The sequence below is a fragment of the Streptomyces roseus genome, assembly GCF_001044425.1.
Classification (GTDB): domain Bacteria; phylum Actinomycetota; class Actinomycetes; order Streptomycetales; family Streptomycetaceae; genus Streptomyces; species Streptomyces roseus.
Genome location: NZ_LFML01000161.1, coordinates 117,055 through 141,488, shown reverse-complemented (window position 1 = coordinate 141,488; position 24,434 = coordinate 117,055). Strand labels below are relative to the sequence as shown.

Annotated in this window: 25 protein-coding genes; 13 read left to right on the top strand and 12 right to left on the bottom strand. The window is 73.4% G+C overall.

Annotated features, from left to right (window positions below; genetic code table 11):
• Positions 1-73 precede the first annotated feature (73 nt).
• Both ACS04_RS33750 and ACS04_RS33745 read left to right on the top strand, forming a co-directional pair.
• Positions 74-655 (top strand): TetR/AcrR family transcriptional regulator, encoded by a 582-nt coding sequence (locus ACS04_RS33750; protein ID WP_048480669.1) that lies wholly within the window; start codon positions 74-76, stop codon positions 653-655.
• Between the two features lie 41 nt (positions 656-696).
• Complete coding sequence (locus ACS04_RS33745; RefSeq protein ID WP_048480668.1) at positions 697-1,410, top strand: carbon-nitrogen hydrolase family protein; 714 nt, start codon at positions 697-699, stop codon at positions 1,408-1,410.
• 90 nt (positions 1,411-1,500) lie between these two features.
• Here ACS04_RS33745 and ACS04_RS33740 read toward each other — a convergent pair whose 3' ends face one another.
• The 3 genes from ACS04_RS33740 to ACS04_RS33730 form a co-directional block, all read right to left on the bottom strand.
• On the bottom strand, positions 1,501-3,096 hold the full coding sequence (locus ACS04_RS33740) for a DUF2142 domain-containing protein (RefSeq protein WP_048480667.1): 1,596 nt from the start codon (positions 3,094-3,096) through the stop codon (positions 1,501-1,503).
• A gap of 13 nt (positions 3,097-3,109) precedes the next feature.
• Complete coding sequence (locus tag ACS04_RS33735; protein WP_158977789.1) at positions 3,110-4,864, bottom strand: hypothetical protein; 1,755 nt, start codon at positions 4,862-4,864, stop codon at positions 3,110-3,112.
• A gap of 194 nt (positions 4,865-5,058) precedes the next feature.
• On the bottom strand, positions 5,059-5,664 hold the full coding sequence (locus ACS04_RS33730; protein WP_245236683.1) for a DUF1707 and DUF4190 domain-containing protein: 606 nt from the start codon (positions 5,662-5,664) through the stop codon (positions 5,059-5,061).
• A 133-nt stretch (positions 5,665-5,797) separates the two neighbouring features.
• Here ACS04_RS33730 and ACS04_RS33725 point away from each other — a divergent pair, with 133 nt between their 5' ends.
• Entirely contained in the window at positions 5,798-6,523 is a 726-nt protein-coding gene (locus ACS04_RS33725; RefSeq protein ID WP_048480717.1) for a hotdog fold domain-containing protein, read from the top strand.
• Here the strand turns inward: ACS04_RS33725 and ACS04_RS33720 are convergent.
• Positions 6,520-6,867 carry a winged helix-turn-helix transcriptional regulator gene (locus ACS04_RS33720; RefSeq protein ID WP_048480665.1) on the bottom strand — a complete coding sequence of 116 codons (348 nt, stop codon included), beginning with the start codon at positions 6,865-6,867 and terminating at the stop codon, positions 6,520-6,522. The two genes, ACS04_RS33725 and ACS04_RS33720, sit on opposite strands and share 4 nt — an antisense overlap.
• 96 nt (positions 6,868-6,963) lie before the next feature.
• On the opposite strand from ACS04_RS33720, the gene ACS04_RS33715 reads away from it, so the two are divergent.
• A complete protein-coding gene (locus ACS04_RS33715) occupies positions 6,964-7,890 on the top strand; it encodes an NAD(P)-dependent oxidoreductase (protein ID WP_048480664.1) in 927 nt (308 codons plus the stop codon).
• On the opposite strand, the gene ACS04_RS33710 is transcribed toward ACS04_RS33715, so the two are convergent.
• From ACS04_RS33710 to ACS04_RS33700, 3 genes are all read right to left on the bottom strand, one after another.
• Entirely contained in the window at positions 7,881-8,792 is a 912-nt protein-coding gene (locus ACS04_RS33710; protein WP_078865628.1) for an EI24 domain-containing protein, read from the bottom strand. The genes ACS04_RS33715 and ACS04_RS33710 overlap by 10 nt on opposite strands.
• Before the next feature lie 68 nt (positions 8,793-8,860).
• A complete protein-coding gene (locus tag ACS04_RS33705; RefSeq protein WP_030868956.1) occupies positions 8,861-9,283 on the bottom strand; it encodes an organic hydroperoxide resistance protein in 423 nt (140 codons plus the stop codon).
• A 64-nt stretch (positions 9,284-9,347) separates the two neighbouring features.
• Positions 9,348-10,367 (bottom strand): NADP-dependent oxidoreductase, encoded by a 1,020-nt coding sequence (locus ACS04_RS33700; RefSeq protein WP_048480663.1) that lies wholly within the window; start codon positions 10,365-10,367, stop codon positions 9,348-9,350.
• Positions 10,368-10,471: 104 nt separating this feature from the next.
• Between ACS04_RS33700 and ACS04_RS33695 the strand changes: the two genes are divergently transcribed.
• Positions 10,472-10,894, top strand: coding sequence for a MarR family winged helix-turn-helix transcriptional regulator (locus ACS04_RS33695; RefSeq protein ID WP_048480662.1), 423 nt, complete (start codon positions 10,472-10,474; stop codon positions 10,892-10,894).
• 25 nt (positions 10,895-10,919) lie between these two features.
• Here ACS04_RS33695 and ACS04_RS35660 read toward each other — a convergent pair whose 3' ends face one another.
• A complete protein-coding gene (locus ACS04_RS35660) occupies positions 10,920-11,657 on the bottom strand; it encodes an SCO2400 family protein (protein ID WP_053081099.1) in 738 nt (245 codons plus the stop codon).
• 78 nt (positions 11,658-11,735) lie between these two features.
• Here ACS04_RS35660 and ACS04_RS33685 point away from each other — a divergent pair, with 78 nt between their 5' ends.
• Positions 11,736-12,317, top strand: coding sequence for a hypothetical protein (locus tag ACS04_RS33685; protein ID WP_048480661.1), 582 nt, complete (start codon positions 11,736-11,738; stop codon positions 12,315-12,317).
• 23 nt (positions 12,318-12,340) lie between these two features.
• On the opposite strand, the gene ACS04_RS33680 is transcribed toward ACS04_RS33685, so the two are convergent.
• On the bottom strand, positions 12,341-13,027 hold the full coding sequence (locus ACS04_RS33680) for an esterase/lipase family protein (protein ID WP_053081098.1): 687 nt from the start codon (positions 13,025-13,027) through the stop codon (positions 12,341-12,343).
• A 219-nt stretch (positions 13,028-13,246) separates the two neighbouring features.
• On the opposite strand from ACS04_RS33680, the gene ACS04_RS33675 reads away from it, so the two are divergent.
• Positions 13,247-14,284, top strand: coding sequence for a rod shape-determining protein (locus tag ACS04_RS33675; protein ID WP_048480660.1), 1,038 nt, complete (start codon positions 13,247-13,249; stop codon positions 14,282-14,284).
• Positions 14,281-15,852 carry a sensor histidine kinase gene (locus ACS04_RS33670; protein WP_048480659.1) on the top strand — a complete coding sequence of 524 codons (1,572 nt, stop codon included), beginning with the start codon at positions 14,281-14,283 and terminating at the stop codon, positions 15,850-15,852. The genes ACS04_RS33675 and ACS04_RS33670 overlap by 4 nt, the downstream gene beginning before the upstream one ends.
• Positions 15,853-15,894: 42 nt before the next feature.
• Here ACS04_RS33670 and ACS04_RS33665 read toward each other — a convergent pair whose 3' ends face one another.
• Entirely contained in the window at positions 15,895-16,335 is a 441-nt protein-coding gene (locus tag ACS04_RS33665) for an Lrp/AsnC family transcriptional regulator (RefSeq protein WP_048480658.1), read from the bottom strand.
• 70 nt (positions 16,336-16,405) lie between these two features.
• Between ACS04_RS33665 and ACS04_RS33660 the strand changes: the two genes are divergently transcribed.
• Both ACS04_RS33660 and ACS04_RS33655 read left to right on the top strand, forming a co-directional pair.
• The gene (locus tag ACS04_RS33660; RefSeq protein ID WP_053081097.1) at positions 16,406-17,077 is read left to right on the top strand and encodes a LysE family transporter; all 672 of its coding nucleotides are present in this window, start codon (positions 16,406-16,408) and stop codon (positions 17,075-17,077) included.
• Positions 17,078-17,154: 77 nt separating this feature from the next.
• Positions 17,155-18,507, top strand: coding sequence for a carboxyl transferase domain-containing protein (locus tag ACS04_RS33655; protein WP_048480657.1), 1,353 nt, complete (start codon positions 17,155-17,157; stop codon positions 18,505-18,507).
• Between the two features lie 66 nt (positions 18,508-18,573).
• On the opposite strand, the gene ACS04_RS33650 is transcribed toward ACS04_RS33655, so the two are convergent.
• Positions 18,574-19,923 carry an MFS transporter gene (locus ACS04_RS33650; RefSeq protein WP_078865626.1) on the bottom strand — a complete coding sequence of 450 codons (1,350 nt, stop codon included), beginning with the start codon at positions 19,921-19,923 and terminating at the stop codon, positions 18,574-18,576.
• A gap of 196 nt (positions 19,924-20,119) precedes the next feature.
• Between ACS04_RS33650 and ACS04_RS33645 the strand changes: the two genes are divergently transcribed.
• The 3 genes from ACS04_RS33645 (at position 20,120) to ACS04_RS33635 (ending at position 22,505) form a co-directional block, all read left to right on the top strand.
• Complete coding sequence (locus tag ACS04_RS33645) at positions 20,120-21,286, top strand: carboxylate-amine ligase (protein WP_078865625.1); 1,167 nt, start codon at positions 20,120-20,122, stop codon at positions 21,284-21,286.
• A gap of 222 nt (positions 21,287-21,508) precedes the next feature.
• Positions 21,509-22,183, top strand: a complete 675-nt coding sequence (locus ACS04_RS33640; RefSeq protein WP_048480655.1) for a hypothetical protein — start codon at positions 21,509-21,511, stop codon at positions 22,181-22,183.
• A complete protein-coding gene (locus ACS04_RS33635; protein WP_048480654.1) occupies positions 22,158-22,505 on the top strand; it encodes a hypothetical protein in 348 nt (115 codons plus the stop codon). The genes ACS04_RS33640 and ACS04_RS33635 overlap by 26 nt, the downstream gene beginning before the upstream one ends.
• Before the next feature lie 4 nt (positions 22,506-22,509).
• Here the strand turns inward: ACS04_RS33635 and ACS04_RS33630 are convergent, their stop codons facing one another.
• A complete protein-coding gene (locus tag ACS04_RS33630; protein ID WP_048480653.1) occupies positions 22,510-23,343 on the bottom strand; it encodes a class II glutamine amidotransferase in 834 nt (277 codons plus the stop codon).
• Between the last annotated feature and the right edge of the window lie 1,091 nt (positions 23,344-24,434).

Genomic DNA, 24,434 nt, shown 5'->3' with positions numbered 1-24,434 from the left:
TGACATTCGGATACCGTACGTACGCTCCCGCCACCGGGGCGGGCATGGCGTGAGCGGAAGAGGTACCGGAGCGATGGCCAGGGCCAGGAGCGAGGAGCGGCGCGGCGACATCGTCCGCGCGGCGGTCGAGGTGATCGCGGAGCGCGGCTACCGCGGTGCGTCGCTGGGCGCGGTGGCCGAGCGCGTCGGCCTGACCCAGCAGGGGCTGCTGCACTACTTCCCGACCAAGGAGACGCTGCTGGTCGCGGTGCTGGAGGAGCGCGACCGCTGGGACACCGGCGGCGGCTCGCGCGCCTCGGCCGGCGCCTGGCGCCTGGACCTGCTGGCCTCGCTGGTGGAGTACAACGCCATGCGCCCCGGCATCGTGCAGACGTTCTCGGCGCTGCTGGGCGAGAGCGTCACGGACGGGCATCCGGCGCGTCGGTTCTTCACCGAGCGCTACGCGCAGGTGCGCTCGGAGATGGCGGCGGTGCTGCGCGCCGAGTTCGGCGAGCGGCTGCCGTCCGGCCTGACCCCCGAGCAGGCCGCCCCGCTGCTGACCGCGGTCATGGACGGCCTCCAGTACCAGTGGCTGCTCGCCCCGGAGTCCGTGGACATGCCGGCCGCCTTCCGCTCCTTCCTGACCCTGCTGCGCGGGCCGGAGGCCGCGGCGTAGGGGGCTCCCGGGGCCCGGCGGCGGGCTGGCATGCTGGGGCCGTGAAGATCGCAGCAGCGCAGCTCACCTGCGTCCCGGCCGACCTGTCCGCCAACACGGAGCGCAGCGCCGCCCTCGCCGCCGAGGCCCGGGCGCAGGGCGCCGAACTCGTCGTCTTCCCCGAGCTGACCCTCACCGGCTACGAGTTGGACGCCCTCGCCGCCGACCCCGGGCTGTGGCTGGCCGACGCCGAGGACCCCCGGCTGGATCCGCTGCGTTCCGCCGGCATCGCCGTCGCGGTCAACGCGGCGCTGCGCACGGCCGGCCCGCTGCCCGCCCTGGCGACCCTGGTCTACGGGGCGGACGGCAGCCATGTGACCACGTACGCCAAGCAGCACCTGTACGGGCACGAGCAGGGGGTGTTCGCGGCGGGCGGGAGCCCGGGCCGCTTCACGCTCGGCGGCATCCGCTTCTCGCTCGGCGTCTGCTACGACAACCACTTCCCGGAGGTCACCGACAGCGCGGCGGCCGACGGCTGCCGGGTCCACCTGGCGAGCTCCCTGTACGGGACGGGCGACGGGATCCGGGAGCTGGCCACGGTGTACCCCGGGATCGCAGACGAGCACAACCTGTACGTGGTGGTCGCCAACCACGTCGGTCCGGCGGGCCGGTGGACCGGCTGCGGCCGCTCGGCGGTGTGGGCTCCGGGCGGCCTGCCGCTGGCCGAGGCGGACGACCGTACGGCCTCGGTGGTGACGGCCGACATCGGCGCCTGACGGACGGGCGGCCCCGAGACGGGCGGCCCCGAGACGGGCGGCCTTTCGGCGGGCGGGCCGAAGGCGGCCGGGCCGCCTCCGGCCGGACCGTCAGCCGATCGCGGGCACCTTCGAGTGCCGTCCGGTGCGCGGGGTGTCCTCGTCCCGCCGCGCGGGGTCCTCCACCGCGACGGGCTCCCGGTCCCGTACCAGCGCCGGCAGCACCAGCGCGAACGCCGCCGCCGTGTAGAGCGCGGTCCACAGGACCCAGCCGCCCGGCGGTGCCCAGTGCGCCGAGAAGGGCACCCAGGGCCCGTTGACGCCAACCGCGAAGCGGCGCAGCGCCCAGAAGAACGCCGCCGCATTCGCCAGCGCCAGCCCGGCGACGCCGAAACCGACGAGCCTGCGCCACGGGAACCCCTGCTCGGGCGCCCGGCTCGCGCAGATCAGCGCCGCCATCAGCGGCAGGCCCACGGCGAAGGGCAGCAGGTAGCGGCCCTGCCAGACCATGCCCAGCTGTTCCGCCTGGGAGGCCTGGGCCGCAACCGGCACCACCACGATGGCCACGAGCATGCCGACCAGCGCCACCGCCTCGCGACCCCGGCCGTACGCCAGCGCCAGCCCGGTGACGACCGCGATCACGCCGAGCCAGACCAGCCAGGTGAAGGCGGGCGCCGGCGTGTCCAGCCAGCCGAAGTAGCCGAGCATCTGGTGGACGTACGTCTCGGTGTTGCCGAAGGTCTGCCGCGCCGCTTCCTTGGCGGTGAGCGACGTGGGCGTGTTGATCACCGAGTTGTCGGGATGCGCCCCGGCCCAGAGCAGCGCGCCGGCCGTGGCCAGACCGAGCAGCGCGGTCCACACCCACAGGGCCTTGCGGCGCAGCACCGAGCGCAGGACACCGCGGTGGGCGAGCAGCAGACCGAAGAAGACGGCGCCGGAGAACCAGATCAGGCCCAGCGGGCGGATGTTGATCAGGACGAGCCCGCCGATGCCGACCCTGGCCAGCCGCCGGTTCAGCAGCCGCGGATCGGGCGACACCAGGACGGAGAGCAGGGCCGTCCACACGAGGATGCCGGCGGCGATCTCACCGCCGCTGGGGTTGACCATGCCGGCCATGTACAGGGCCATCGGCGTGGCCGCGGTGAACACGCCGAGCAGTGCCACCGAGCGCCGCCGCCGCCACTCGGCGGCCGTGACGACCGCACTGGCCAGCAGGGCCGAGCACAGCGCCGCCGAGACCAGCCGCATCAGGTACAGCCCCTTGGGGCCGTCGACGAGCAGGCTCGGCCAGCCGGTCACGAGGTAGTACGCCGGGTGGTAGCGGCCGGCGGCCGTGGTGACCTGGACGGTCTTCTCCGAGTGCCCGATCGCGGGCGCGCAGGAGGCCGGCCTGTCCTCGTGCCAGGCGTAGCACTCGTGCTGCTTGGGCAGCGGCTTGTACCACTCGGGCAGCCGCACTCCGGTCTCGGCGAACTCGCCCTCGATGCCCGCCACCATGTGCGGGACCATCACCTCGGTGCCGCCGATCTGGCCCCGGGCGACGGCGGCCGCGCGGATGAAGTGGGCGTGCTCGTCCGGGGAGCCGCCGAGCGGGGTGGCGACGGACCAAGAGGCCGCGAGCGTGAAGAACAGCGCGAAGGCGATGGCCCAGAGCCGCTTCGGGGTCCGGGCCGACCAGTCGGCCAGGCGCGTCAGTGCGGAGATCATCGCTTCCCTCTGATCATCGGATGTAGCTCAGCCAGCTCTGGTCGCCGTCCTTGGAGCACTCGTGCTTCGGCGCGAACTTCGGACACTTCCCGTCCTGCTGCCGGATGGTGTGTGAGACCCAGGGCAGGATGCGGTAGGTGCCGTCCTGCGCAGGCATGTAGCGGTCGGACATCGAGGAGGAGACCGTGCCGAGCAGCAGGAGCAGGGCGCACAGGGTGCCGATCACGGCGCCCTCGCGGCCCGGGAAGCCGGTGCGGACCGCGGCGGGAGCCGAGGAGCCGTCGCCTGCGGTCGCGGGCGGGGCGCCTTCGGCGGACCCGATGGCCCCGGTGGCCCCGGAAGCCGTGCGCCGCTCGGCCAGCTTCAGCGAGACCAGGTGCGCCACCAGCGCGCACAGGATCAGCCCGCAGTAGAGCAGCTGGTTGTTGGTGCGCGTGTAGAGCTGGACGGTCTGCGTCTCGTACATGTGCGAGGCGATGTACATGCGCATGACCCACGCGCTGATGAACATCGCGGCGATGGTGACGACGAGCGGCTTGCGCAGGCCCAGCCAGATCGCGACGCCCAGGCACACGAAGGTCACCAGGGCGAACAGCCCGACCCCGCCGAACTCCCCCGGCGGCGGCCAGTCGCCCACCTTGCCGGGCATGTCGGTGCGCCACATCAGGTAGTAGGCCGGGTCGGTGAAGTTGTCGAAGCGGAAGTTGTAGTCCTTGGTGGTCTGCCCTTCCTTCAGCATGACCATCAGGTAGCGCCCGGCCACCACGAGGAACGCCGCCAGCGCGCTGCCCATGAAGGCCGCGCCCTTGAGCCGGCCGGTCTTCCACGGGAAGTACAGCAGGGCGGCGAACAGCACGCCGGCGGCGCTCCACAGGAACCAGCCCGAGTACGTGAGGAACAGCACGCCCAGCACCGCGCCGAAACCGGCGCCCGTGAGCAGCAGCGGACGCCAGCCCTGCGTACCGCTGCGGCGCAGCGCCACGACCATCGCCACGAGCACGGGGATCAGCAGGACGAGCACGGTCTGGCTGTACGGCTTGTACGAGTCGATCAGCGCGAACGCGGGCACGACCCCGAAGGCCAGCGCCCGTACGGGGCTCAGCAGCATCCGCCAGGCGAGGTAGACGAGCGGGCCGAAGGCGGCGGCGCCCAGGATCTGGAGGTCCTTGAACGCGTACGCGGTGTTGCCCCCGCGGAACCACTCGGCGTAGTGGCCGAGCGTGTAGAGAGGCATCGGCGGGTAGACCGGCGAGCCCGACGGCTGTCCGTTCGCGACGGCGTGGGCCCATTCGACGATGCGGCCGCTGTCGCCGTTGAGGCCGAACATCGGCCACGGCGTGCCCAGCAGCGCGACGACGGCGCCCGCCGCGACGAAGCCGCTGGCCAGACCCGCGAGGGCGGCGGCGGCCAGGCGCGTGGCCAGGTCGAAGTGGCGGCCGCCGCGCAGCCGCATCGCCAGCACCACGGCGCCGATGAACAGGAGCCCGACCAGCGCGAACCGCAGCTGGATCGCTGCCAGACCGCTGACCTGCGCGATCCGGTTGAGCGGGTTGAGCTTGAAGCCGCGTGCCAGCAGCGGGAGGAGCAGCGCCGCGGCGAACGCCACGGCGGCTTCCAGCAGCAGGAGCCCGCCGCGGGAGCGCAGGGCGCCGCGCGGGGCTCCGGCCCGGTCCGCATCCGAGGACTTCGAGCCGCCCGGGGCGTGCGAGGCCGGTCCGCTCGGGGGAACAGGGCGCACGGCCGCCGACCCCTCGGTACTGACTGTCACTGACGGTGTCCCTACTGCTGGTCGGTGCTCGGCGCGACGGCCGGCCGTCGTTCCCGGCGATCCACTGCCCGGCTCCGGGCCCGCTCAAGGACGGTGTGGGACGGCCTCGGCGCGTGCCGCCACGCATACTATCGGGCCGCCGGTGAGGGCCACCGGTGGCGGAACGACGAGATCCGCCGCCCCGGCGGCCCACCTCAGTCGAGGACCCCGAAGCCGGCGAGCAGGAAGAGCAGCACCCAGCCGCCCACGGACAGCCAGCCGAGCACCAGCCCGATCGTCGCGAGCCCGGTGCCCTCGTCGCCCCGCGCCCGGATCTGCGCCTTGGCGACGTGGCCGGTGGCCACGGCGCCGAGGCCGGCGGCCCCGAGGGTCGGCAGGCTCAGCACGCCGAGGGCGAGCGAGGTGATCGCCATCCCGTTGACCCGGCGCGGGGGCAGGGGCATGGGCAGCGGCATGGGCATCGGCATCGGCATCGACCCGTACGCGGCGGGCAGCCCGGCGGCGGCGCCGAACGTGCCCGGCACCGGCCCGGCCGGCAGGTCCGCGACCAGCTGCCCGAGCTGGCCGTACGTCTGCGCCTTGTACACGGCGTCGAAGCGCTGACCGTACTCCTCGCGGGAGAGCCGGCCCTCGGCGTACGCGGCCTTGAGCACGTCCACCGTCCGGTCCCGGTCGGTGTGCGAGGCCCGCATCGCGGCCTGCGGGGTGGGCGCGGGCTGCCACGCCTGCCCGTACACCTGCCCGTGTGCCTGCTGCTGCGGGCGTACCGGATACGGCTGCCCCCACGGCTGTTCGGCCATCCCGCCACCTCCGAAGCCCCTGCGCGCGGTGCGCGTCCCTCCAGGATGGAGGACGAACGGGCGCCCGCGATAGTTGCGCGGCCGGTGGGCCGGGGCCTGTGACGAGGACGACGTGTGTGATGGGGTGGCCGGCATGAGCGACTTCGAGACGATCACGGTTCCGGCGCACCTCAGCGGGTACCCCGGGGTGGCCTTCGGCGGCTACGTGGCCGGGGTGCTGGCCGCGCGGTCCGCCGCGAAGACCGTACGGGTGGACTTCCGCCGGCCGGTGCCCACGCAGGCCCCGGTCCGGCTCGACCCGACCGCCGAAGGCGGCGCCCGGCTGGTGGACGGCGAGCTGCTGCTCGCGGCGGCGAGCCCCGCCGAACCGGCCGCGCAGGCCCCGGAGCCCCCGTCCTGGGAGCTGGCCACGGCGGCGGCCGACGCCTACCGGGCGGCGCCCCCGGACGGGATGGTCGACTGCTTCGGCTGCGGCCTGCACCGCACCCCCGGCACCGGGCTGCGCCTGCACTGCGGCCGGGTCCCCGGCGGCGCGCTGGTCGCGGCGGCCTGGACGCCGGGCCCCGCACTCGGCGACGCGGACGGGCTGCTCCCGCCCGAGCTGGTGTGGGGTGCTCTGGACTGCCCGGGCAACGCGGCCGGGCGGCTGCTCGACGGCCGCCGGGCCGGCGCCGTCACGGCGGCCCTGACCGCGCGGCTGCTGCGCCCGGTGCCGGTGGGCGCGGGTCTCGTCTCGTATGCCTGGCTGCTCGGCAGCGAGGGCCGCAAGTACCGCGTGGGCACGGCCCTGGCCACGGCCGACGGCGACCTGTGCGCGGTGGGCGAGGCCTTGTGGGTGGAGCCCCGCACCCAGTCCTAGGCCGGCTGGGGAGCAGGGGCCGGGAGGAGGTGTCTGGTCCCCCAGGCACCGAGCGAGCTCAGCGCCTCGTCGAGTTCCCGGCCGAGCGGGGTCAGCGAGTACTCCACGCGCGGCGGGACCTCGTCGTACACCTCGCGATGGACGATGCCGTCCGTCTCCAACTCGCGCAGCTGCGCCGCGAGCACCTTCTCCGAGATGCCCGGGACCAGCCGGCGCAGTTCTCCGAACCGCCGCGGCCGCTGCTGCAACTCCCACAGCAGCGAGACCTTCCACTTGCCGTCGATCACGGCCATCGCCGCCGCCACGCCGCAGTGGTCCGCCCCCGGCCTCCTCGCAACCGACATCGCCCGCGCCTCCCACCTGCTCGCTCACCTGGGGGTAACCACCCACCCCCAAGTGCGTACTTGAGTGCCTCACCCCTTGCCACCAGGCTCAACGTCATGACTTACGACAACGTTCCGAAGCGTCCCGTCGCCCTCCTCGGCCTCGGCGACATGGGCACCGCCCTGGCCCGCACCTGGCTCGCCGCCGGCTATCCGCTCACCGTCTGGAACCGCACCCCCGCCAAGGCCGCGGCCCTCGCCTGCGAAGGCGCCGTCGTCGCCGCGAGCCCCGCCGACGCGGTGGCGGCGGCCGACCTGGTCGTGCTCTGCCTGCTGGACGACGCGAGCGTCGGCCAGACCCTGGAGGGCGTGGACGTGTCCGGCAAGGACCTGGTCGACCTCACCACCGGTACGCCCGGCGAGGGCCGGGAGCGCGCCGCCTGGGCCGCGGCCCGCGGAGCCCGCTTCACGGACGGCGGGATCATGGGGACCCCGGTGATGATGGGCGTCCCCGCGTCCGGCGCGTACGTCTTCTACAGCGGCTCCCGCGCCCTGTTCGACGCGCACCGCGCCGCCTTGGAGGTCCCGGCCGGAGCCCGTTTCGTCGGCGAGGACCCCGGCCACGCGGCGCTGTACGACGTGGCGCTGCTGAGCGCGATGTACGGGATGTTCGCCGGGATCTCGCATGCGTTCGCCCTGATCGAGGCCGAGGACATCGCCCCGAAGGACCTGGCGCCGCTGCTGTCGGAGTGGCTCGGCGCGATGGGCTTCTTCGTGGACAACGTGGCCGAGCGGTTGACCTCGCGCGACTTCACCACGGGTGTCGTGTCGAACCTGGCCATGCAGGTCGCCGCCGCTCCCACCCTGCTGCGCACGGCGGCGGAGCAGGGTGTCGGCACGGAGCTGCTGGCCCCCTACCTGGACCTGATGCGGCGCCGCCTGGACGCCGACCGGCAGGCCCGTTCCGGCGAGGACACGACCGGGGCGATCACCCTGCTCACGCGCCAGGTCGTGTCGTCGAGTCCCGTCCGGGATCAGCGGTAGGGGGCTCCGGGCCCCCGGCCGCCGGCCGCGCCGCCGGCCGGGTACCGCGGGGGCTGCTGCGCGTACGGGTCGGACTGCGGCGCCGGGTGCGGGGCCTGCTCGTACGGTGCCGGCCCCGTCGGCGGGCCGGTCCGGGCCGTCCCCTCCTCGGCGGCCCCCTCCGCGTCCTCGCCGCGCAGCTCCCGGACCATGAGCGTGGCCCCGGCCACCGCACCCGGCATCAGGAACACCGCGACCAGCGGCACCAGGAAGGCCAGCACCAGCGGGACGCCGAAGCCGAGCGCCATCGCGCGGCGTCCGCGCAGCAGGACGAGACGTTCCTTCAGCTCCACCTCGCGGCGCTGGAGCGCCACGGCGGTGAGCTCCTCGGTGAGGAAGAACCCGGACACGCAGAACCCGATCGCGGGGACCACGGTCTGTCCGACGACGGGGATGAAGCCCAGGGCGAAGAGCAGGATCCCGTAGAGCAGCACCCGGACGAGCACCTTGATGCTGTCGCGGGCCGAGATCCACAGCTCCTTGGCCAGCGGCAGCCCGGATTCCGGGGCGTCGCCGCCGACGCTGCGGTCGACCTGCTCCGAGAGGGACTCGTAGAACGGCTGGCCGATCAGGAGGGTCACCGCGGTGAAGGTGATCACCGCGACGAAGAGGCCGAGGCCGAAGACGAGGGCGGTCAGGAATCCGCGGAAGAGGCCGAGCCAGGGAGAGCCCCAGCCGTCCGCGAAGGGGGTGGCCCAGGCCGTCAGGTCGTCGGCGCCGTAGCCGAGCCCGATGAGGGCGCCGGTGTAGAGCACCAGCGCGAGCAGTCCGGGCAGCAGGCCGAACCCCAGCCACCGGCCGTGCCGGAACACCCATCGCTGTCCGGCCAGCAGATGACCGAATCCCCCCGCAAGATCACGCATGGGGCACAGCTTACGGCGAAGGCCGCACCCCGTGATCGGGGTGCGGCCTCCGCGCGGTGCGAGCGCGATCAGACGGCGAGCTCGACCGTGATGTTGCCGCGGGTCGCCTTGGAGTACGGGCAGACCTGGTGGGCCTTCTCGATGAGGTCCTTGGCGGTGGCGACGTCCACGTTCGGGATCGAGGCGGAGATCTTGACGATCAGGCCGAAGCCGTCGTCGTTCTTGCCGATGCCGACCTCGGCGGTGACGGTCGAACCGGAGATGTCCGCGTTCTCGTTGCGGGCCACGACACCGAGCGCGCCCTGGAAGCAGGCGCTGTAGCCGGCGGCGAACAGCTGCTCCGGGTTGGTGCCGGCGCCGCTGCCGCCCATCTCCTTCGGCGGGTTCACGACGACGTCGAGCTGGCCGTCGTTGGTGGCGACGCGGCCGTCACGGCCGTTCTCGGCGGTGGCGACGGCGGTATAGAGAACCTCGGACTGCTGGATGGACATGTGAAGGGATCCTCCTGGTAATCGCCGTGACTCGCGCCCACGATCACGACGGTGTGGGGTGAGCCTAACCGGTGAAGGAAACGATCATCTTTCCGGTGTTCTCACCGCGCAGCATGCCGAGGAAGGCCTCGGTCGCGTTCTCCACGCCCTCGACGACGGTCTCATCGGCCACGAGCTCGCCGGAGCGCAGCCAGCCGGCGACGTCCTGGACGAACTGCGGCTGGAGTCCGGCGTGGTCGCCGACGAGCACGCCCTGCAGGCGCAGCCGCTTGCCGATGACCAGGGCCAGGTTGCGCGGGCCGGGGGTCGGCTCGGTGGCGTTGTACTGGGCGATCGCCCCGCACAGGGTGGCGCGGCCGTGCACGTTCAGGGAGGAGATGGCGGCCTCCAGGTGGTCGCCGCCGACGTTGTCGAAGTAGACGTCGATGCCTTCGGGGGCGGCCTCCTTCAGCTGCTCGCCGACGGGGCCGTTCTTGTAGTTGAAGGCGGCGTCGAAACCGTACTTCTCCGTGAGGAGCGTCACCTTCTCGTCCGATCCGGCAGAGCCGATGACCCGGGCGGCGCCCTTGATCTTCGCGAACTGGCCGACGAGGCTGCCGACCGCACCGGCCGCGCCGGAGACGAAGACGGTGTCGCCCTCCTTGAAGGAGGCCACCTCGAAGAGGCCCGCGTAGGCGGTCAGGCCCGGCATGCCGAGCACGCCGAGGTAGGCGGAGAGCGGGGCGAGGGCGGCGTCGACCTTGGTGGCGTGCTTGGCGTCCACGTCGGCGTACTCGCGCCAGCCCAGGCCGTGCAGGACGTGGTCGCCGACGGCGAAGCGCTCGTCGGCGGAGGCGACGACCTCGCCGACCGCGCCGCCGTCCATCGGCCGGTCCAGCTGGAACGGCGGGACGTAGGACTTCACGTCGTTCATCCGGCCGCGCATGTACGGGTCCACCGACATGTACAGGTTGCGCACCAGGATCCGGCCGGGGGCCGGGGCCGCCACCTCGACCTCGCGCAGGGCGAAGTCCTCGGCGACGGGCCAGCCCTGCGGACGGCGGACGAGGTGCCACTCGCGGCTGACGGCAGGGATCTCAGACATGGGTGCTCCCGATCGAGGAATGGAATCGACTGAATACTTCAGCAGGTGAAACAACCATGCTCCTGGATATTTCATGTTGTCAAGTAAATGGGTACGCTGGATCCATGCCCAGTCGCCGCACAGACCCCCTGACCCTTGAGGTCGTCGAGCTCATCGGTTCCGTCGTGGCCCGCTACCACGAGGAGTACGAGGACGCGGCGGCCAGCCACCAGCTCACCGGCGCCCAGGCGCGGGTGCTGAACCTGCTGTCCCTGGAGCCGATGCCGATGCGCCGGATAGCCCAGCAGCTGAAGTGCGAGCCCTCGAACATCACGGGCATCGTGGACCGACTGGAATCGCGCGGCCTGGTCGAGCGCAGGCCGGACCCGGCGGACCGCCGGGTGAAGCTGGCCGCCCCGACGCAGGAGGGCCTGCAGACCGCGGACCGGCTGCGGGAATCGCTGGACTTCGCGCGCGAACCGCTGGCCGGACTCTCCACGGCGGAGCGGACGGTCCTGCGGGACCTGCTCAAGCGGATGCTGGGCTGAGACGCCCGGAGCGCCGCTCCGTGGCCTATTCCGTGCAGAAGAGCTGCCACCACTTGCACTTGGGCGGCAGCGGCGTGGGACTGGGGCTGGGCGACGGCGGCTGCGCCGACCCCGAGGCACTCGGCGACGGCTTCCCCGACTGACCCGGCTTTACGGAGGGCCCCGGCCCTGTGGCCCCCTTCGTCGGCCCCGTCTTGACCGAGGCGGAGGCGGACACGGTCGGACCCGGCTGCGCGGACCCCTCGGCGGACCCCTCGGGCCCGGGCGTCTGCGCACCGCCCGCGGTGGCCTTCGCGGACCCGGAGGCCTTCACCGGCTTCAGCGCCGGGGGCGCGGCGGGGGTCCCCTTGCCGCTCGGCAGCGGACCCGGGTCCTTCGGGCCGTTCCCGTCGGTGAGCACCACCTCGGCGGCCCGGTCGGTCTTCTGCCCCTCGGTGACGATCCGGGCCAGCGCGACCGTGCCCCCGACCGCGAGGGCCAGGCCCACCCCGAGGGTGAGCAGGGTCCGGCGGCGCCTGCGGTGCGTGGCGCGGCGCCGCGATCCGGCCCGGCCGCCCCGGTCCGCACCGGACAGCACGACGAGCGAGTCCGCGAACGGATCGGCGAGCGGGTCCTGCGCCCCGGTCCGCGCGGAGCCGTACGGGTCGGCGGGCACGGCGGACACCCCGGGTGCGGCGGGCGGCAGGTACTCGATCGGGGTACCGCAGCCGGCGCACGCCAGGGCGCCGTTGAGGTGTCTCCGGCACGCGTGGCAGTAGTCCATGACGACCGCACGCTACGTGGTTCCCCGCAACATCCGTATCGCGGGTTCGTGGAGGTCCTGTGTGGAATCGTGGCCTCCATGACTGCGTCCGCCTCCTCGGGATCCTTCGGTCCGGCCGCCTTCCAACTGGTGCTGCTGCGCCGGATGGCGGACTTCCGGCCCGAACTCGCCGAGGAGGCGCGGCGGCTGCTCGGCGCCTCGCTCGCCGAGCAGCGGGAGGCGAACAAGCGCTGGCAGGCGATGGTGCGCTCACCCCGCTCGCGCGGCGCGCTGGCCCGCTACCGCTCGGTGCTCGGGCCGCCCGAGTCCACGGCCGCCCGCACCATCGGCGACCTGGAGTGCGAGGCCCTGCTGTGGCGGCTGCCGCTCTGGCCGGACCTGCGCTTCGAGGTGCTGGCGGCGCCGGACGGGGCGGTGTGGAACGAGTGGCTGATCAGGGCCCCGGGTGCGCCGGGGCCCGTACTGCGGACCCCGGAGGACCTGAGGCCCTGGTCGGCCACCGTGGACGAGGTGGCGCGGGCCTTCGCCCCGGTGCGCCCGATGGAGGGCACCGCGCCGACCCGGTGGCGCCTGGCGTTCGCCGCGCAGGGGCGGCCGTGCGTGGCGGAGTTCACGTACGGCCTGCTCCAGCGCGTCGCGGTCGACGGGGTCGAGGTGTAGGAGGCACACCCCTAGGCACACCCCTACGAGGCGAGGAAGGCCCGGACCCCCGCCGAGGTGGCGTCGTCCCCCAGCAGGTCGTTGTGCCCCAGGCAGCCGACCGGCGTGTTGGCCGCGCCGGCGAGCGGGACGCTGGCGTCGGGGTTGACGACCTCGTCGCAGTTCGACCAGAACGTCGCGTACTTCACCGCGCCCGGGGTCTCGTCCCCCGCGTTCAGGTTCTTCACGACGTAGGAACCGGGGGTCATGTCCCGGCAGGCCTGGTCCCACAGGGCGCAGGCCCACGCGGTGGAGGTGCCGTGGTTGGGGCCGGCCAGCGAGACCCAATGGTCCACGGTGGCGGTGCCGCCGCCGAACTTCACGTACCAGCGACCGACCAGTGAGCCCAGCGAGTGCGCCACGATGTCGACCCTGGCGGCGCCGGTCTGCCGGCGGACCTGGTCGACGTACGCGCCGAGCTGCCCGGCCACGACCTCGTTCACCGACTGGTGCGTGTCGTAACCCCACGAGAAGAGCTCCGAATCCGCGTACCCGGCGGCGCGCATGTCCTCGCGCAGGCCGCCCCAGACGCCCGGGTCGGCGTTGTAGCCGTGGATGAAGACGACCGGGTTGTGCGGCTGCACAGGGGTGGCGGCCCGGGCCGGGAAGGGTGCGAGGAACGCCAGGCAGAGCGTCAGGAGCGCGAGCGGTTTCTGGCGGGGCGTCAGCATGGGGTCCCCTTTACCTCGTTACGCGCGAGTAGCGCGGTCAGTGGCGGCATCGTGCTGCCTGTCGGTACAGAAATCCACCCCCGTGCAGCACCTCTCGCCCCGTGCGACACACCCGGCCGGAGCAGCCCAACGGGCGCTATGCACCATTCGACCGAGAAGATATGAAATGCAACCGGCAGCCGCCGGACTCTTGCGCCAGCGCTCTCGGGAGGATCTGCCGTGACCGTCAGTCTTGAGCAGTTGCGCCGCTGCCACGTCGCCGTCGACCTGGGAGCAGCCAGGACCCGCGTCTACGTCAAGGGCGCCGGCCTGGTCGTCGACGAGCCCAGCGTCGCCGCCGTCAACACCCGCACCGGCGCGCTCATCGCGGTCGGCACCTTCGCCGAACGGATGACGGGCCGCACGCCCGACTACATCCGCGTCGTACGCCCCGTCTCCGGCGGCACCGTCGTCGACATCGAGATGGCGCAGCGGATGCTGCGCCACCTGCTCGGCGAGAAGCTGCGCCGCGCCCTGCGCCGCAAGCCCCGGCTGCGCGCCGCCGCCTGCACCCCGCACGACGCCGACCCCCTCGCGCAGCGGGCCGCCGTGGAGACGATGGTCGGGCTCGGGGCCCGGCGCGTCGAACTCGTCGACACCCTGATCGCGGCGGCCGTCGGCTGCGGCCTGCCCGTGGAGCAGCCGACCGCGACGATGATCATGGTGTGCGGGGCCGCCGCCACGCAGGTCGCCGTCCTCTCCCTCGGCTCGATCGTCACCGCCCAGCGGATCCCGATCGGCGGCGAGGCCATCGACCACGCCGTCGTCCAGCACCTGCGCCACGCGCATGAGCTGATGCTCCCGAGCCAGGCCGTCCGGCCGCTCCAGCTGGCCCTGCACGGCAACGGCATCACCGACGGCGGCCCCGCCTCCACCCTCATCCACGGCCGCGACGTGGCCACCGGACTGGCCCGCTCCGTCCACGTGGACACCGCGGCCGTCCGCGACGCCATCCACACCCCGCTGACGGCCGTCATCGACGGCATCGGCAAGGTGCTGCGGGACTGCCCGCCCGACCTGGTCGCCGACCTGACGGACCGGGGAATCATGATGGTGGGAGGCAGCGCCCTGCTGCCGGGCCTGGACCAGATGCTGCGCGACGCCACCGGAATGCCCGTCGCCATCGCCGAACGTCCGGACGTGTGCGCCGTCCTCGGCCTCGGCATGATGCTCGAAGGGAAGATCGCCCCGATGGTCCTCAACCCGCTGGCCGAATGACGGACGCGGCGCCCGAGCCGGCCGGCCCCGCGGAGCGGGCCGGCCTGCCCGTACTGCTGGAGGCGGTGCTCAGCGTCGGCTCCGAACTGGAACTGCAGGCCACCCTCCAGCACCTCGTGGACTCGGCGACAGCGCTGTGCTCGGCCCGGTACGGAGCGCTCGGGGTCATCGACCCCGAGCGCATGCGGCTGACCGAGCTGTACACGGCCGGGCTGAGCGAGGCGGAGCGCGCCGCGATCCCCCACCTGCCCGACGGGCGCACCGGTGTGATCGGCGCGCTGATCACCGATCCGCGCCCGCTGGTGCTGGAGGACCTGTCGACGGACCCGCGTTCGTCGGGGATCCCACCGGGCCATCCCCCCATGCGCAGCTTCCTGGGCGTCCCGATCCGGGTCCACACGGAGGTCTTCGGCAACCTCTACCTCACGGAGAAGCGGGGCGGCGGACGCTTCACGGACGAGGACCTCGCACTGGTACGGGTCCTGGCCTCACAGGCGGGGATAGCGATCGGCAACGCGCACCTGTACGAGACGGCGCGCCGCCGGGAGCGCTGGATCGAGGGCGCCGCCGCCGTCACCACCACCCTGCTGGCCGGCCGCCCGGCCTCCGACGCGCTGATGTGCGTGGCCGAACGGGCCCGGCTGCTCGCGGACGCGGCGGCCGGGGTGGTCCTCCAGCCGACCCCGGAGGGCGGCATGGAGATCGTGGCCGCCTCCACGCAAGGGGACCCCGGGGACCTGGTCGGGACGGCGATCGCCCCAGGCTCACCGGTCCTGGTGCAACTCCTGGGCGGTGAGCCCGTCTTCATAGAGGACTCGGCGACCGACCCCCGGATGACCACCCACGTGCGGGAACGTTTCGGCCCGAGCATGATGCTGCCGCTCCAGAGCGGCGGCCAGCTGATCGGCACCCTGGCCCTGCCGCGCACCCGCGGCGGCCGCCCGTACGACGCCGTGGACCGGCTGCTGGCCTCGCAGTTCGCCTCCCAGGCCGCGCTGGCCCTCGTACTGGCGGACGCGCAGCACGACCGCGAGCAGCTGGCCGTCTACGAGGACCGGGACCGCATCGCGCGGGACCTGCACGACCTGGTGGTCCAGCGGCTGTTCGCGACGGAGATGATGCTGGAGAGCACGAAGAAGCGGTCGGCTTCCGCCCCGGCCGGGGACACGGTCGGCGAGGAACTGGCCCGGGCCGTGGACGAGCTCGACTCCACCATCCAGGAGGTCCGCACCGCCATCTTCGCCCTCCAGCAGCCGCCGAGCGACGCCCCGACGACGGTCCGCGGCCGGATCCTGCGGGAGACGGGCGGGGCGGCGGTCCTGCTCGGCTTCCAGCCGTCGGTCCACTTCTCGGGCGCGGTGGACGCCCTGCTCCCGGAGCCGGTGGCGGGCGACCTGCTGTCGGCGCTGCGCGGCGCCCTGGCCGCGGCCCACCGCCGCTCGCAGATCGGGGCGATCGAGGTCGAGGTGGAGGCGACCCCGGCCCGCGTCCGCCTGACGGTCACGGACGACGGCCGAACGGAGTCGGGAACGCGGGGTACGACGCTGAAGTGGGAGTCGGCGCTGTAGGCGGCATACAGCTCTTGGGCAGCCTTCAGCTGGAGGCGGTCTTCAGGGGATGGCGGGCCCGTGGGCGCCCTTGAGGGCGATCCGGGTGCTGGACTGCGCCACGCCGGCCTCGCGCTTGAGCCGGCGCAGCAGGGCGTCGAGCGCGGCGGGATCGGCGGCGCGGGCCCGGACGAGGTAGTCGTACTCCCCGGTCACGTGCACCACTTCGGTGATCCCGGGAAGCCGCACCACCCGCTCCTCGAACTCCTCGTTGGTGGTGTCCTGCCGCAGGCTCAAGTCGATGAAGACGACGAGCCCGCCGCGGGTGTCGGCGGCCGGATCCACGATGACGGTGAACCCGCGGATCACCCCGTCCCTGCGCATCCGGCGCACCCGGTCGGCGGTGGCGTTGGCACTGAGCCCGACGCGCACGCCGAGATCGCGGTACGAGATCCGCGCATCCTGCTGCAAGATGCCGAGGATTTCGCTGTCGAGACGGTCCATGCCGCGATTCTCGCAGCGCAGGCCGATAAGCGCCGCTGCACCGGATGCCGCTGCCCGCACCCTCGTCCGCATGAACGGACTCCTCTCCCCCGCGCTGTCGGGAACGGTCGCCGGCTTGGGCGTGGCCATGCCGATGGGTGCCATGAGCGTGCTGCTGCTCCAGGAGGCGATGCGGCACCGCCGTACGGCGATGGCCGCGGCGGCGGGCATCGCGACGGTGGACCTCGCCTACGCGGCCCTCGCCACGGCCCTCGGCCCCTGGGTGGCCTCCCACGTGAGCCCGGCCGAAGCCTGGATCCGCCTCCTGTCGGCGATCATCCTGCTGTCGCTGGCGGCCCACGCCCTGTACCGCGGCCGCGCCCTCCCGGCAGCGGAGCCGGAGCCGGAGCCGGCGGCGACAGCGACGGCGACGGCGAAGCCGCCGACGATCGAGGCTCGGGGGGCCGGCGGCGCCCGAGCGGCCTTTGCGCGGTACGTCGCGCTCACCGCCGTGAACCCCACCACGGCCCTCTACTTCGCCGCCCTCACCACCGCGCAGGCCTCCACCCTCACCGCCCGCGCCCCCGCCGCCGCCTTCCTGGCCGGCGTGGCCGCCGCGTCCCTCCTGTGGCAGCAGACCCTCGTCGCCATCGGAGCCGCCGCAGGCCGCCGCATCTCCCCCGCCGCCCGCGCCTGGACCTTCCGCCTCGGCTACGGCCTGGTCGCCGCCTACGCCCTCAAGCTGGCCTTCCCACTGCCGTAGGGGGTGCCCGCCGAGTCCCGTCCGTCAAAGCCCTCCTGCCCTAGGTCGGCACGAGCCGGTGCCCCTAGGGTGATCCCGTGACGACGACCCGCCTCTCGGCCCGCGCGGCCATCGCCTCCGTGACCGACCCCGGCGGCTTCACCGAACTCCCCGTACCGCACCGGGACTGCGCCCCCGACGGGCCGCTGGCCTGGGCCGGCTACGACGACTCCCGGGCCCGCGCCACCGCCCGCACCGGCGAGGAGGAGTCGGTCGTCACCGGAACCGCCCTCATCGGCGGCCACCCGGCCACCGTGATCTCCTTCGAGTTCGGCTTCCTCGGCGGCTCCCTCGGCGAACGCACCGGAGACCGCCTCGAAGCCGCCTACACCCACGCTCGCGAACACCGCCTCCCCCTCGTCTCGCTGATCGCCACCGGCGGCTCCCGCATGCAGGAGGGCATGCTCGCGCTGACCCAACTCCAGCGCGTGGCCCGCCAGTCCGCCTTGACCCGGGCCGCCGGGCTCCCGCAGATCGCCGTGCTCCGCGACCCCACCACCGGCGGCGGCTGGGCCACCCTCGGCGCCGGGGCGGACGTCGTGCTCGCGCTCCCGGGAGCGCAGGTCGGCTTCGCGGGCTCCCGGGTGCGGCCGGCGGACGCGGACCCGGCGGCGTACACCGCCGAGGGCCAGTACGCCGCCGGGCACGTGGACGCCGTCGTCCCGCCCGCCGCGCTGCCCGCGACCCTCGCGGACTGGCTGCGCGTGCTGGCCGCGCCCCGCTCCGCCGAACCGGTCGCGCCCCCGGCCGCGCTGGGCGGCGTACCCGGCGGTCTGCCGCCGAAGACGGGCTGGGACGCCGTACGCCTCGCCCGCCACCCCGACCGGCCGCGCGCCGAGGCGTACCTGGACGCGTACTTCGGCCTCCGGCTGCCCCTCTCCGGGGACCGGGCGGGCGGTACGGACCCCGGGATGCTGTGCGGGTTCGGGCTGCGGGAGGGGCGGGCCGTCGCGTACGCCGCCCAGTGCGGCACCGCCACCCGCCCGGCCGGATACCGTACGGCGGCGCGCGTGATCCGGCTCGCGGACCGCCTCGGGATCCCCGTGCTCACCCTGGTCGACACCCCGGGCGCCGCGAACGACGCCGCAGCCGAGCACGCGGGCGCCGGCGCGGCCATCGCGGACACCTTCGCGGCGCTCGCGGCGGCCGCCGTGCCGGTGACCACCCTCCTGATCGGCGAGGGGGGTTCGGGCGGGGCCCTCGCGCTGGCCGCGCCGGGGAACACCTGGGTCACCCCGGACAGCTACTTCTCGGTGATCGCACCCGAACTGGCGGCGGCCATCCTCAAGCGCCCCGCCTCCGAGGCCGCGTCCACGGCGGACCAGCTCCGCATCCGGCCCCAGGACCTCGTCGCCCTGGGCGTGGCGCGCGGCGTGGTCGGCCCCGCCTGACCTGCGACGGGTTCGACGGCGACCCCGGCCCGGCGCGGCCGGCGGCCGCCCGTGCGCCGGGCCGCGTCACGCCTGCGGCGACCTCGCGTCGTACCGGGCGAACCCGCGCCAGCGCAGCGCCAGCAGGAGCAGCACCAGTACGCAGCCCAGCCCGCCGCCCGTGATCGCCACGGCCGGGGAGGTCAGGTCGGCGGTGGTCCCGGCGAGGAAGTCCCCGAGCCGGGGCCCGCCGGCGACGACCACGATGAACACGCCCTGCAGGCGCCCGCGCATCTCGTCCGGGGTCGCGGCCTGCATCATCGTGGAGCGGAACACCATGGAGATGGTGTCGGCCCAGCCCGCCAGGGCCAGGAAGAACAGCCCGAGCCACAGGTTCCGGGTGAGCCCGAAGACGGCGATGGCCAGTCCCCAGGCGGCCACGGAGATCAGGATCGCCAGCCCGTGCCGGCGGATCCGCCCCTGCCAGCCGGAGAACAGCCCGCCCAGCAGCGCCCCGACGGCGGGGGCCGCCACCAGCAGGCCGACCGTCTTGGCGTCACCGCCGTACCAGAGCACGGCGATGGCCGGGAACAGCGCCTTCGGCTGGGCCAGCACCATGGCGGCCATGTCGGAGAAGAAGGTCATCCGGATGTTCGGCCGCGTGCCGAGGAAGCGCAGCCCGTCCAGCACGGAGGCCCGCCCCCGCTTGCCGCCCTCCCGCTCGGGCAGCATCGCGGGCAGCCGCCACACCGCGTAGAGCGCGGCGCAGAAGGTGACCGCGTCGATCAGGTACGCGGCCTGATAGCCCCACCAGCCGACGATGAGCCCGCCGAGCACCGGGCCGATCATCGTGCCGGAGGTCATCGTCACCGAGTTCAGCGCGTTGGCGGCGGGCAGCTGCTCGGTCGGCAGCAGCCGCGGGATCATCGCGGAGCGGGCGGGTCCGTTCAGGGCGCCGCAGACCGCCTGGAGGGCGACGACCGAGTACAGCAGCCAGACCCGGTGGTAGCCGAGGAGCGCGGCGCCGGCCAGGGCGATCGACAGGCCCGTCAGACCGAGGGAGCTGTACAGGCCGAGCTTGCGCCGGTCGACGGTGTCGGCGATGGCGCCGCCGTAGAGGCCGAAGACGACGAGCGGGACGAGGGAGAAGAGGCCGACGAGCCCGACGGAGAAGCTGGAGCCGGTGATGTCGTACACCTGGAGCGAGATCGCGAGGGCGGTCATCGCCTGGCCCATCCAGGAGATGGTGCTGCCGACCCACAGCCGCCGATAGTCCGGGGACGTGCGCAGGGGGGTCAGGTCCGCGAATATGCGCGTGGGACGTCGGGCGGGGGCGGGTGTGGGGGTGCTCGTACCGGTCACAGCGGATGATAACCAGCGGCCGTTCGACGACCCCAGGCAATAACGCGCCGGGCGGCCGGGCCCCGCGGGGAGCATCCCGGCCCGTGTCCCCTTGGCCGCCGCATGCGCACGCGCACCCGCACCAGTCGCCCCACCCGGATCCACGACCCCAGAGGGGGTCGGCCCTTGCCGGTAACTCGCCACTATCACACGACATTTGACTGAATCGACGTGTGCTCCTCCCCTGCCGTTCGGCTCATGATGAAACGACTCGTATGTCCAGGGAGGCGTAGTGATCGAACCTGGCAACAGCACCACGAGCACCGGCAGCGCGGACAACGGAGTCCATGCGCGCCCTCTCACGGCCCCGCTGACCGTGGGTGTCGAGGAGGAGTTCCTCCTCGTCGACGCCCGTACCCTCCGGGTGGTCCCGGCCGCACCGCTCGTCCTGGCCACCGCTGCGGGCCTGCCCCACGAAGTGCACCCCGAGGGCACCCGCTACCAGGTGGAGATCTCCACCCCCGTCGCCGACTCGGCGACCGCGCTGCGCGAGGAGCTCGCCACGCTGCGGCGCACCCTCGCCCGGGCGGCCGGCGCCCACGGCTGCCGGCTGCTGGCCGCGCCCTCGCCGGTCGTCGCGGTGGAGGGGCCGCTGCACCTGACCGACGACGAGCCGCGCCAGCGCGAGCAGCACCGCCGCTTCGGCTCGCTGACCGAAACCCTCGTCAGCTGCGGCCGCCACATCCACATCGGCACCCTCGACGTGGACACGGCGGTGGCGGTGTCGAACAGGGTCAGACCCTGGCTGCCCACGCTGATCGCGCTGGCCGCCAATTCGCCGTTCTGGGGCGGCCGTGACACGGGTCACGCCAGCTGGCGGGCGATGGCCTGGGCGGGCTGGCCCTCGGCCGGCCTGCCCCCGCACTTCACGTCCACCGCCCACTTCCGGCGCTCGGTGCAGATCCTGCTCAGCTCGGGCGCGGCTCTGGACACGAAGATGGTCTATTGGGACCTGCGCCCGTCCGGGCACTGGCCGACGCTGGAGATCCGGGCGCCCGACATGTCCCCGGACATCGACACGGCGGTCCTCCAGGCGGAGCTGGTCCGCGCCTTGGTGGCGACGGCCCTGCGGGACATCGAGGAGCTGCGTCCCGAGCCCGCGCTGCGGGACGAGGTACTGCGCCTCGCGCGCTGGCGGGCGGCCCACGACGGCCTGGAGGGCTTCGGCCTCGACCCGTACACGGGGGCGGAGATCCCGGCGGCGGACCTGGCGGAGGCCATGCTGGACCTGGTCGCCCCGGAACTCGCGGCGTCGGGCGAACTCGACCACGCGGCCAAGACCCTGGCGGCCCTCCTGCGCGACGGCTCGGGCGCCCACCGCCAGCGGGCGGCCTACGCCCGCCGCCAGGACCTGAACGACGTACTGCGCCACCTGGCGGACGAAACGGAGAACTTCTAGGGGGTTGCCCCCGCACGGCAGCGCCGTCCCCCCGCGGAGGGCGGTCCTGAACGGCGGAAGCCGCAGGTGCGATCGTTTCCGCACCTGCGGCCTGGGGGCGCACCCTGCCACCCAGCGCGCGTGCAGGGTCCGGGGCGGGCGCGCAGCATGGAAGGGCAGGCGGCCCCCTCGACGGCAGTGCGGCCGGGCCGGCCGGCGTGCCTCCTTACACCTGGAGCCCCCATGTCCCGCCACCCGATCCCCGGCAGTCCCCGGAGCGCCCGCGCCGTCCTCGCGGCCGGCCTGGCGGCCGCCCTGGCCGTCCTGCCGAGCGGCACCGCCCATGCCGCCCACGCCTTCACCGGCGGCAACCACGAGGACATCACCCGGGCGGCACTTCCCTGGGAGCCCGTCACGCTGACCGCGATGGCCGACGCCCACGACGGGGCGATCAACGCCAACGACCGCCGCCCCTACTTCGACGTCGGCCCTCTGCACTGCGACAACGCGGACTACTTCGCCCCCCGGTACTCCGCGGGCTACCCCCGCACCAGGGACGAGGCGACCACGGAGCTCCTCGCCTGCGTCCGTACGTCCGTCACCCGCTTCCGCAACGCGGTGCGGGCGGCCGACGGCCTCGTCGACGCCGACGGCAGGGTGCGCGCCGACCAGAGCGATCTGTCCACCCCCTGCGCGTGGGACGGGAAGCCCGGACGGGCCAAGTGTGCCGTCCTCGAACAGCTCGGCCGCGGCTGGCACCAGATCGAGGACTTCTACGCACACTCCAACTGGAGCGACCGGGCCACGGCCGGCCCGATCGGCCTCGCCAACCCCCCCCGGCCTGGAGCGTACGAACCACCCGCCGTTCCTCGACATCCGCCGCTACAGCGCCATGAAGGATGCCGACTGGACCCGTGAGGCGCGCGGGCGCGTCCCCGCGGACCTCGCCACGGGCTGCTACCCCGACTTCGACTCCGCGGGCGTCAAAGCCGCCGACTGCGAGGGCCGCGTCGCCCACAACCGCACCCTGAACAAGGACACCGCGGCGTCTTCGCGCGCGAGGGCCGGTGCGAAGACGGGAGACAACTTCCGCCGCGCGACCGCCGGGGCCACCGCCGAAATCACCCGCCAGTGGAATGACTTCAGGGTGGAGCTGCTCGCGGCGTACCCCGGTCACGGGCGCGGCGCGCAGATGGTCTGCGCCCTCGTCCACGACGACCCGGCGGCCGCCTGCCCCTGACGCGTCAGGCCGCCTGCGGGGTGAAGGGGAGCAACGCGTCCGCTCCCGGCCGTACGACGCCGTAGCTGCTCTCCGGCACTTCGTTCCAGGCACCGGGCAGGTCACCGAGGGGCTCGGAGACGACGAGGCGGGTCTCGTCCGAGACCCCTTGCAGGAAGGCCATGTCGGGGTGGAGCTTGCGCAGGCTGTCCACACGGCTGCTGTAGAACAGCGACCTGGACTTCCCCTGGCTGGAGTACCGGAAGGCCCACACGCTCTCACCGTCGCTCACGGCCACGGTCATCTGCAGCGGGAACTCCACGCCGCGCTCGCGGCCGGCGTGCTCCACGACTCCGGCCATGCGCGCCACGGCGCCGGGCGGGTCCTGGTCCAAGCCGAAGGTGATGGCGAGGTAGAACATCACCTCGGAGTCCGTCGTCCCCTCGATGTCGAAGAACAGCGCGGGGTCGACGAGCAGGCAGAGCTCGCGGCGGATGAGGTGGAAATCGGCGATGGCCCCGTTGTGCATCCACAGCCAGCGGCCGTGCCGGAAGGGGTGGCAGTTCGTCTGCTGCACCGCCGTTCCGGTCGACGCCCGGATGTGGGCGAAGAACAGGGGCGACTCGACGTGGTCGGCGATCTCCCGCAGGTTGCGGTTGTTCCAGGCCGGCCCCACGTCCCGCAGGACCGCCGGAGTGTCGGCGTGGTCCGTGTACCACCCGACGCCGAAACCGTCGCCGTTCGTCGTCTCCACACCCATCCGGGAGTGCAGGCTCTGATCGATCAGCGAGTGCGCGGGCTTGTACAGGATGGTGTCGAGCAGGAGGGGCGAACCTGAATACGCGAGCCATCGGCACATGGGCGACCACCTGTTCTCGTTCACTACCGCGGTCCGGCGGCGGTTCGAGGGCCCCGCGCCTCGGGGGACCACCCTGCGTCACACTCCGCCCGCCACCACTGCGCGAACCCCTGATCTGCCGGCAGTCCCATGGTCGGCCCATCCCCCGGTGATCGCCACGCGGGCGCCATCGGCCCAGCGCCTGCCCTTCTCCGCCCCATCGGCACGTACCGTCCTGGCGCCCAGAAATGCCGACGCGCCGTCCTTGGCTCGTACACCGCCCTCGAAGACCCTGGGCCGCCTCACCGTGACGATCACCACGGGCCGTACACGGCCGAGAGGGCGGCCCCCTCCCGACGCGCCGGCGGCGCGAACGGGTCCGGCCGGGGACCCTTGCTCCCAGGCAGTTCCCAGCCAAAGACCTGAGCCCGGCTCACCTGACGGTGCGACAGCTCCCGACAACGCCGTCCCGCCTTTGTCGGCCTCTTCCTGCCTTTGTGTCCCCCCGGCGTCCCCTAGACGTCCCCTGGCGGAACCCGCCACCTGAGGCCGCACCGCTCCCCTGGCGCCGCTGCGCCGGGTCATGCGCGGAGATCCCCGAAACGGGGCCGCCATGCCACCAGTAGCGGACCCCAGCCGCCAGTCAGACAATGGACGCAACGGCGCAATGGCCTGCCGCTATGCGCGGTACTGACCGATCGCTTGCAGGCCCCCACTTTCCGCATGCATGCGAAGAGCGCTCTGATCTCACCCTTCCCCAGCAGTCCGTACGGCATTGCTTTGCCAGGAGGTGCTTCGGACATGCCCCCAACCGCTCACGAAGATCCACAACCGAATCTCACCGATGCTCAGCGCGAAGCGTTCAGGCAGAATGAATCCGACTTCGCCGAATTGGAGAAGCAAACCCTGTCAGTACGCGAGGCCGCCAGCACTCGGCTGCGGGACGCGGACTGGGATCCCGGCGGCAATTCCGGAAATTCCCCGTGCTTCCTCTGTTGGTGCGCCGACTACCTTGGCGACGGAGGATTGTGCGAACGAGAGTTCTGCCGACACCAGCTGACGAGGCATGGCTGATGGGCTCGCACGCACGGGCGCCGTCACAGTGAGGCACC

What these genes read in the sequence shown, in the direction of transcription:
- ACS04_RS33750 (WP_048480669.1), top strand. Translation starts at nt 74, where the DNA reads ATGGCCAGGGCCAGGAGCGAGGAGCGGCGCGGCGACATCGTCCGCGCG.
- ACS04_RS33685 (WP_048480661.1), top strand. Translation starts at nt 11,736, where the DNA reads ATGACTGCGTCCGCCTCCTCGGGATCCTTCGGTCCGGCCGCCTTCCAA.
- ACS04_RS33710 (WP_078865628.1), bottom strand. Translation starts at nt 8,792, where the DNA reads ATGCGTGATCTTGCGGGGGGATTCGGTCATCTGCTGGCCGGACAGCGA.
- ACS04_RS33650 (WP_078865626.1), bottom strand. Translation starts at nt 19,923, where the DNA reads ATGCTCCCCGCGGGGCCCGGCCGCCCGGCGCGTTATTGCCTGGGGTCG.
- ACS04_RS33630 (WP_048480653.1), bottom strand. Translation starts at nt 23,343, where the DNA reads ATGTGCCGATGGCTCGCGTATTCAGGTTCGCCCCTCCTGCTCGACACC.
- ACS04_RS33640 (WP_048480655.1), top strand. Translation starts at nt 21,509, where the DNA reads ATGTCCCGCCACCCGATCCCCGGCAGTCCCCGGAGCGCCCGCGCCGTC.
- ACS04_RS33720 (WP_048480665.1), bottom strand. Translation starts at nt 6,867, where the DNA reads ATGTCGGTTGCGAGGAGGCCGGGGGCGGACCACTGCGGCGTGGCGGCG.
- ACS04_RS33670 (WP_048480659.1), top strand. Translation starts at nt 14,281, where the DNA reads ATGACGGACGCGGCGCCCGAGCCGGCCGGCCCCGCGGAGCGGGCCGGC.
- ACS04_RS33700 (WP_048480663.1), bottom strand. Translation starts at nt 10,367, where the DNA reads ATGTCTGAGATCCCTGCCGTCAGCCGCGAGTGGCACCTCGTCCGCCGT.
- ACS04_RS33660 (WP_053081097.1), top strand. Translation starts at nt 16,406, where the DNA reads ATGAACGGACTCCTCTCCCCCGCGCTGTCGGGAACGGTCGCCGGCTTG.
- ACS04_RS33725 (WP_048480717.1), top strand. Translation starts at nt 5,798, where the DNA reads ATGAGCGACTTCGAGACGATCACGGTTCCGGCGCACCTCAGCGGGTAC.
- ACS04_RS33705 (WP_030868956.1), bottom strand. Translation starts at nt 9,283, where the DNA reads ATGTCCATCCAGCAGTCCGAGGTTCTCTATACCGCCGTCGCCACCGCC.
- ACS04_RS33680 (WP_053081098.1), bottom strand. Translation starts at nt 13,027, where the DNA reads ATGCTGACGCCCCGCCAGAAACCGCTCGCGCTCCTGACGCTCTGCCTG.
- ACS04_RS35660 (WP_053081099.1), bottom strand. Translation starts at nt 11,657, where the DNA reads ATGGACTACTGCCACGCGTGCCGGAGACACCTCAACGGCGCCCTGGCG.
- ACS04_RS33695 (WP_048480662.1), top strand. Translation starts at nt 10,472, where the DNA reads ATGCCCAGTCGCCGCACAGACCCCCTGACCCTTGAGGTCGTCGAGCTC.
- ACS04_RS33635 (WP_048480654.1), top strand. Translation starts at nt 22,158, where the DNA reads ATGAAGGATGCCGACTGGACCCGTGAGGCGCGCGGGCGCGTCCCCGCG.
- ACS04_RS33730 (WP_245236683.1), bottom strand. Translation starts at nt 5,664, where the DNA reads ATGGCCGAACAGCCGTGGGGGCAGCCGTATCCGGTACGCCCGCAGCAG.
- ACS04_RS33715 (WP_048480664.1), top strand. Translation starts at nt 6,964, where the DNA reads ATGACTTACGACAACGTTCCGAAGCGTCCCGTCGCCCTCCTCGGCCTC.
- ACS04_RS33740 (WP_048480667.1), bottom strand. Translation starts at nt 3,096, where the DNA reads ATGATCTCCGCACTGACGCGCCTGGCCGACTGGTCGGCCCGGACCCCG.
- ACS04_RS33665 (WP_048480658.1), bottom strand. Translation starts at nt 16,335, where the DNA reads ATGGACCGTCTCGACAGCGAAATCCTCGGCATCTTGCAGCAGGATGCG.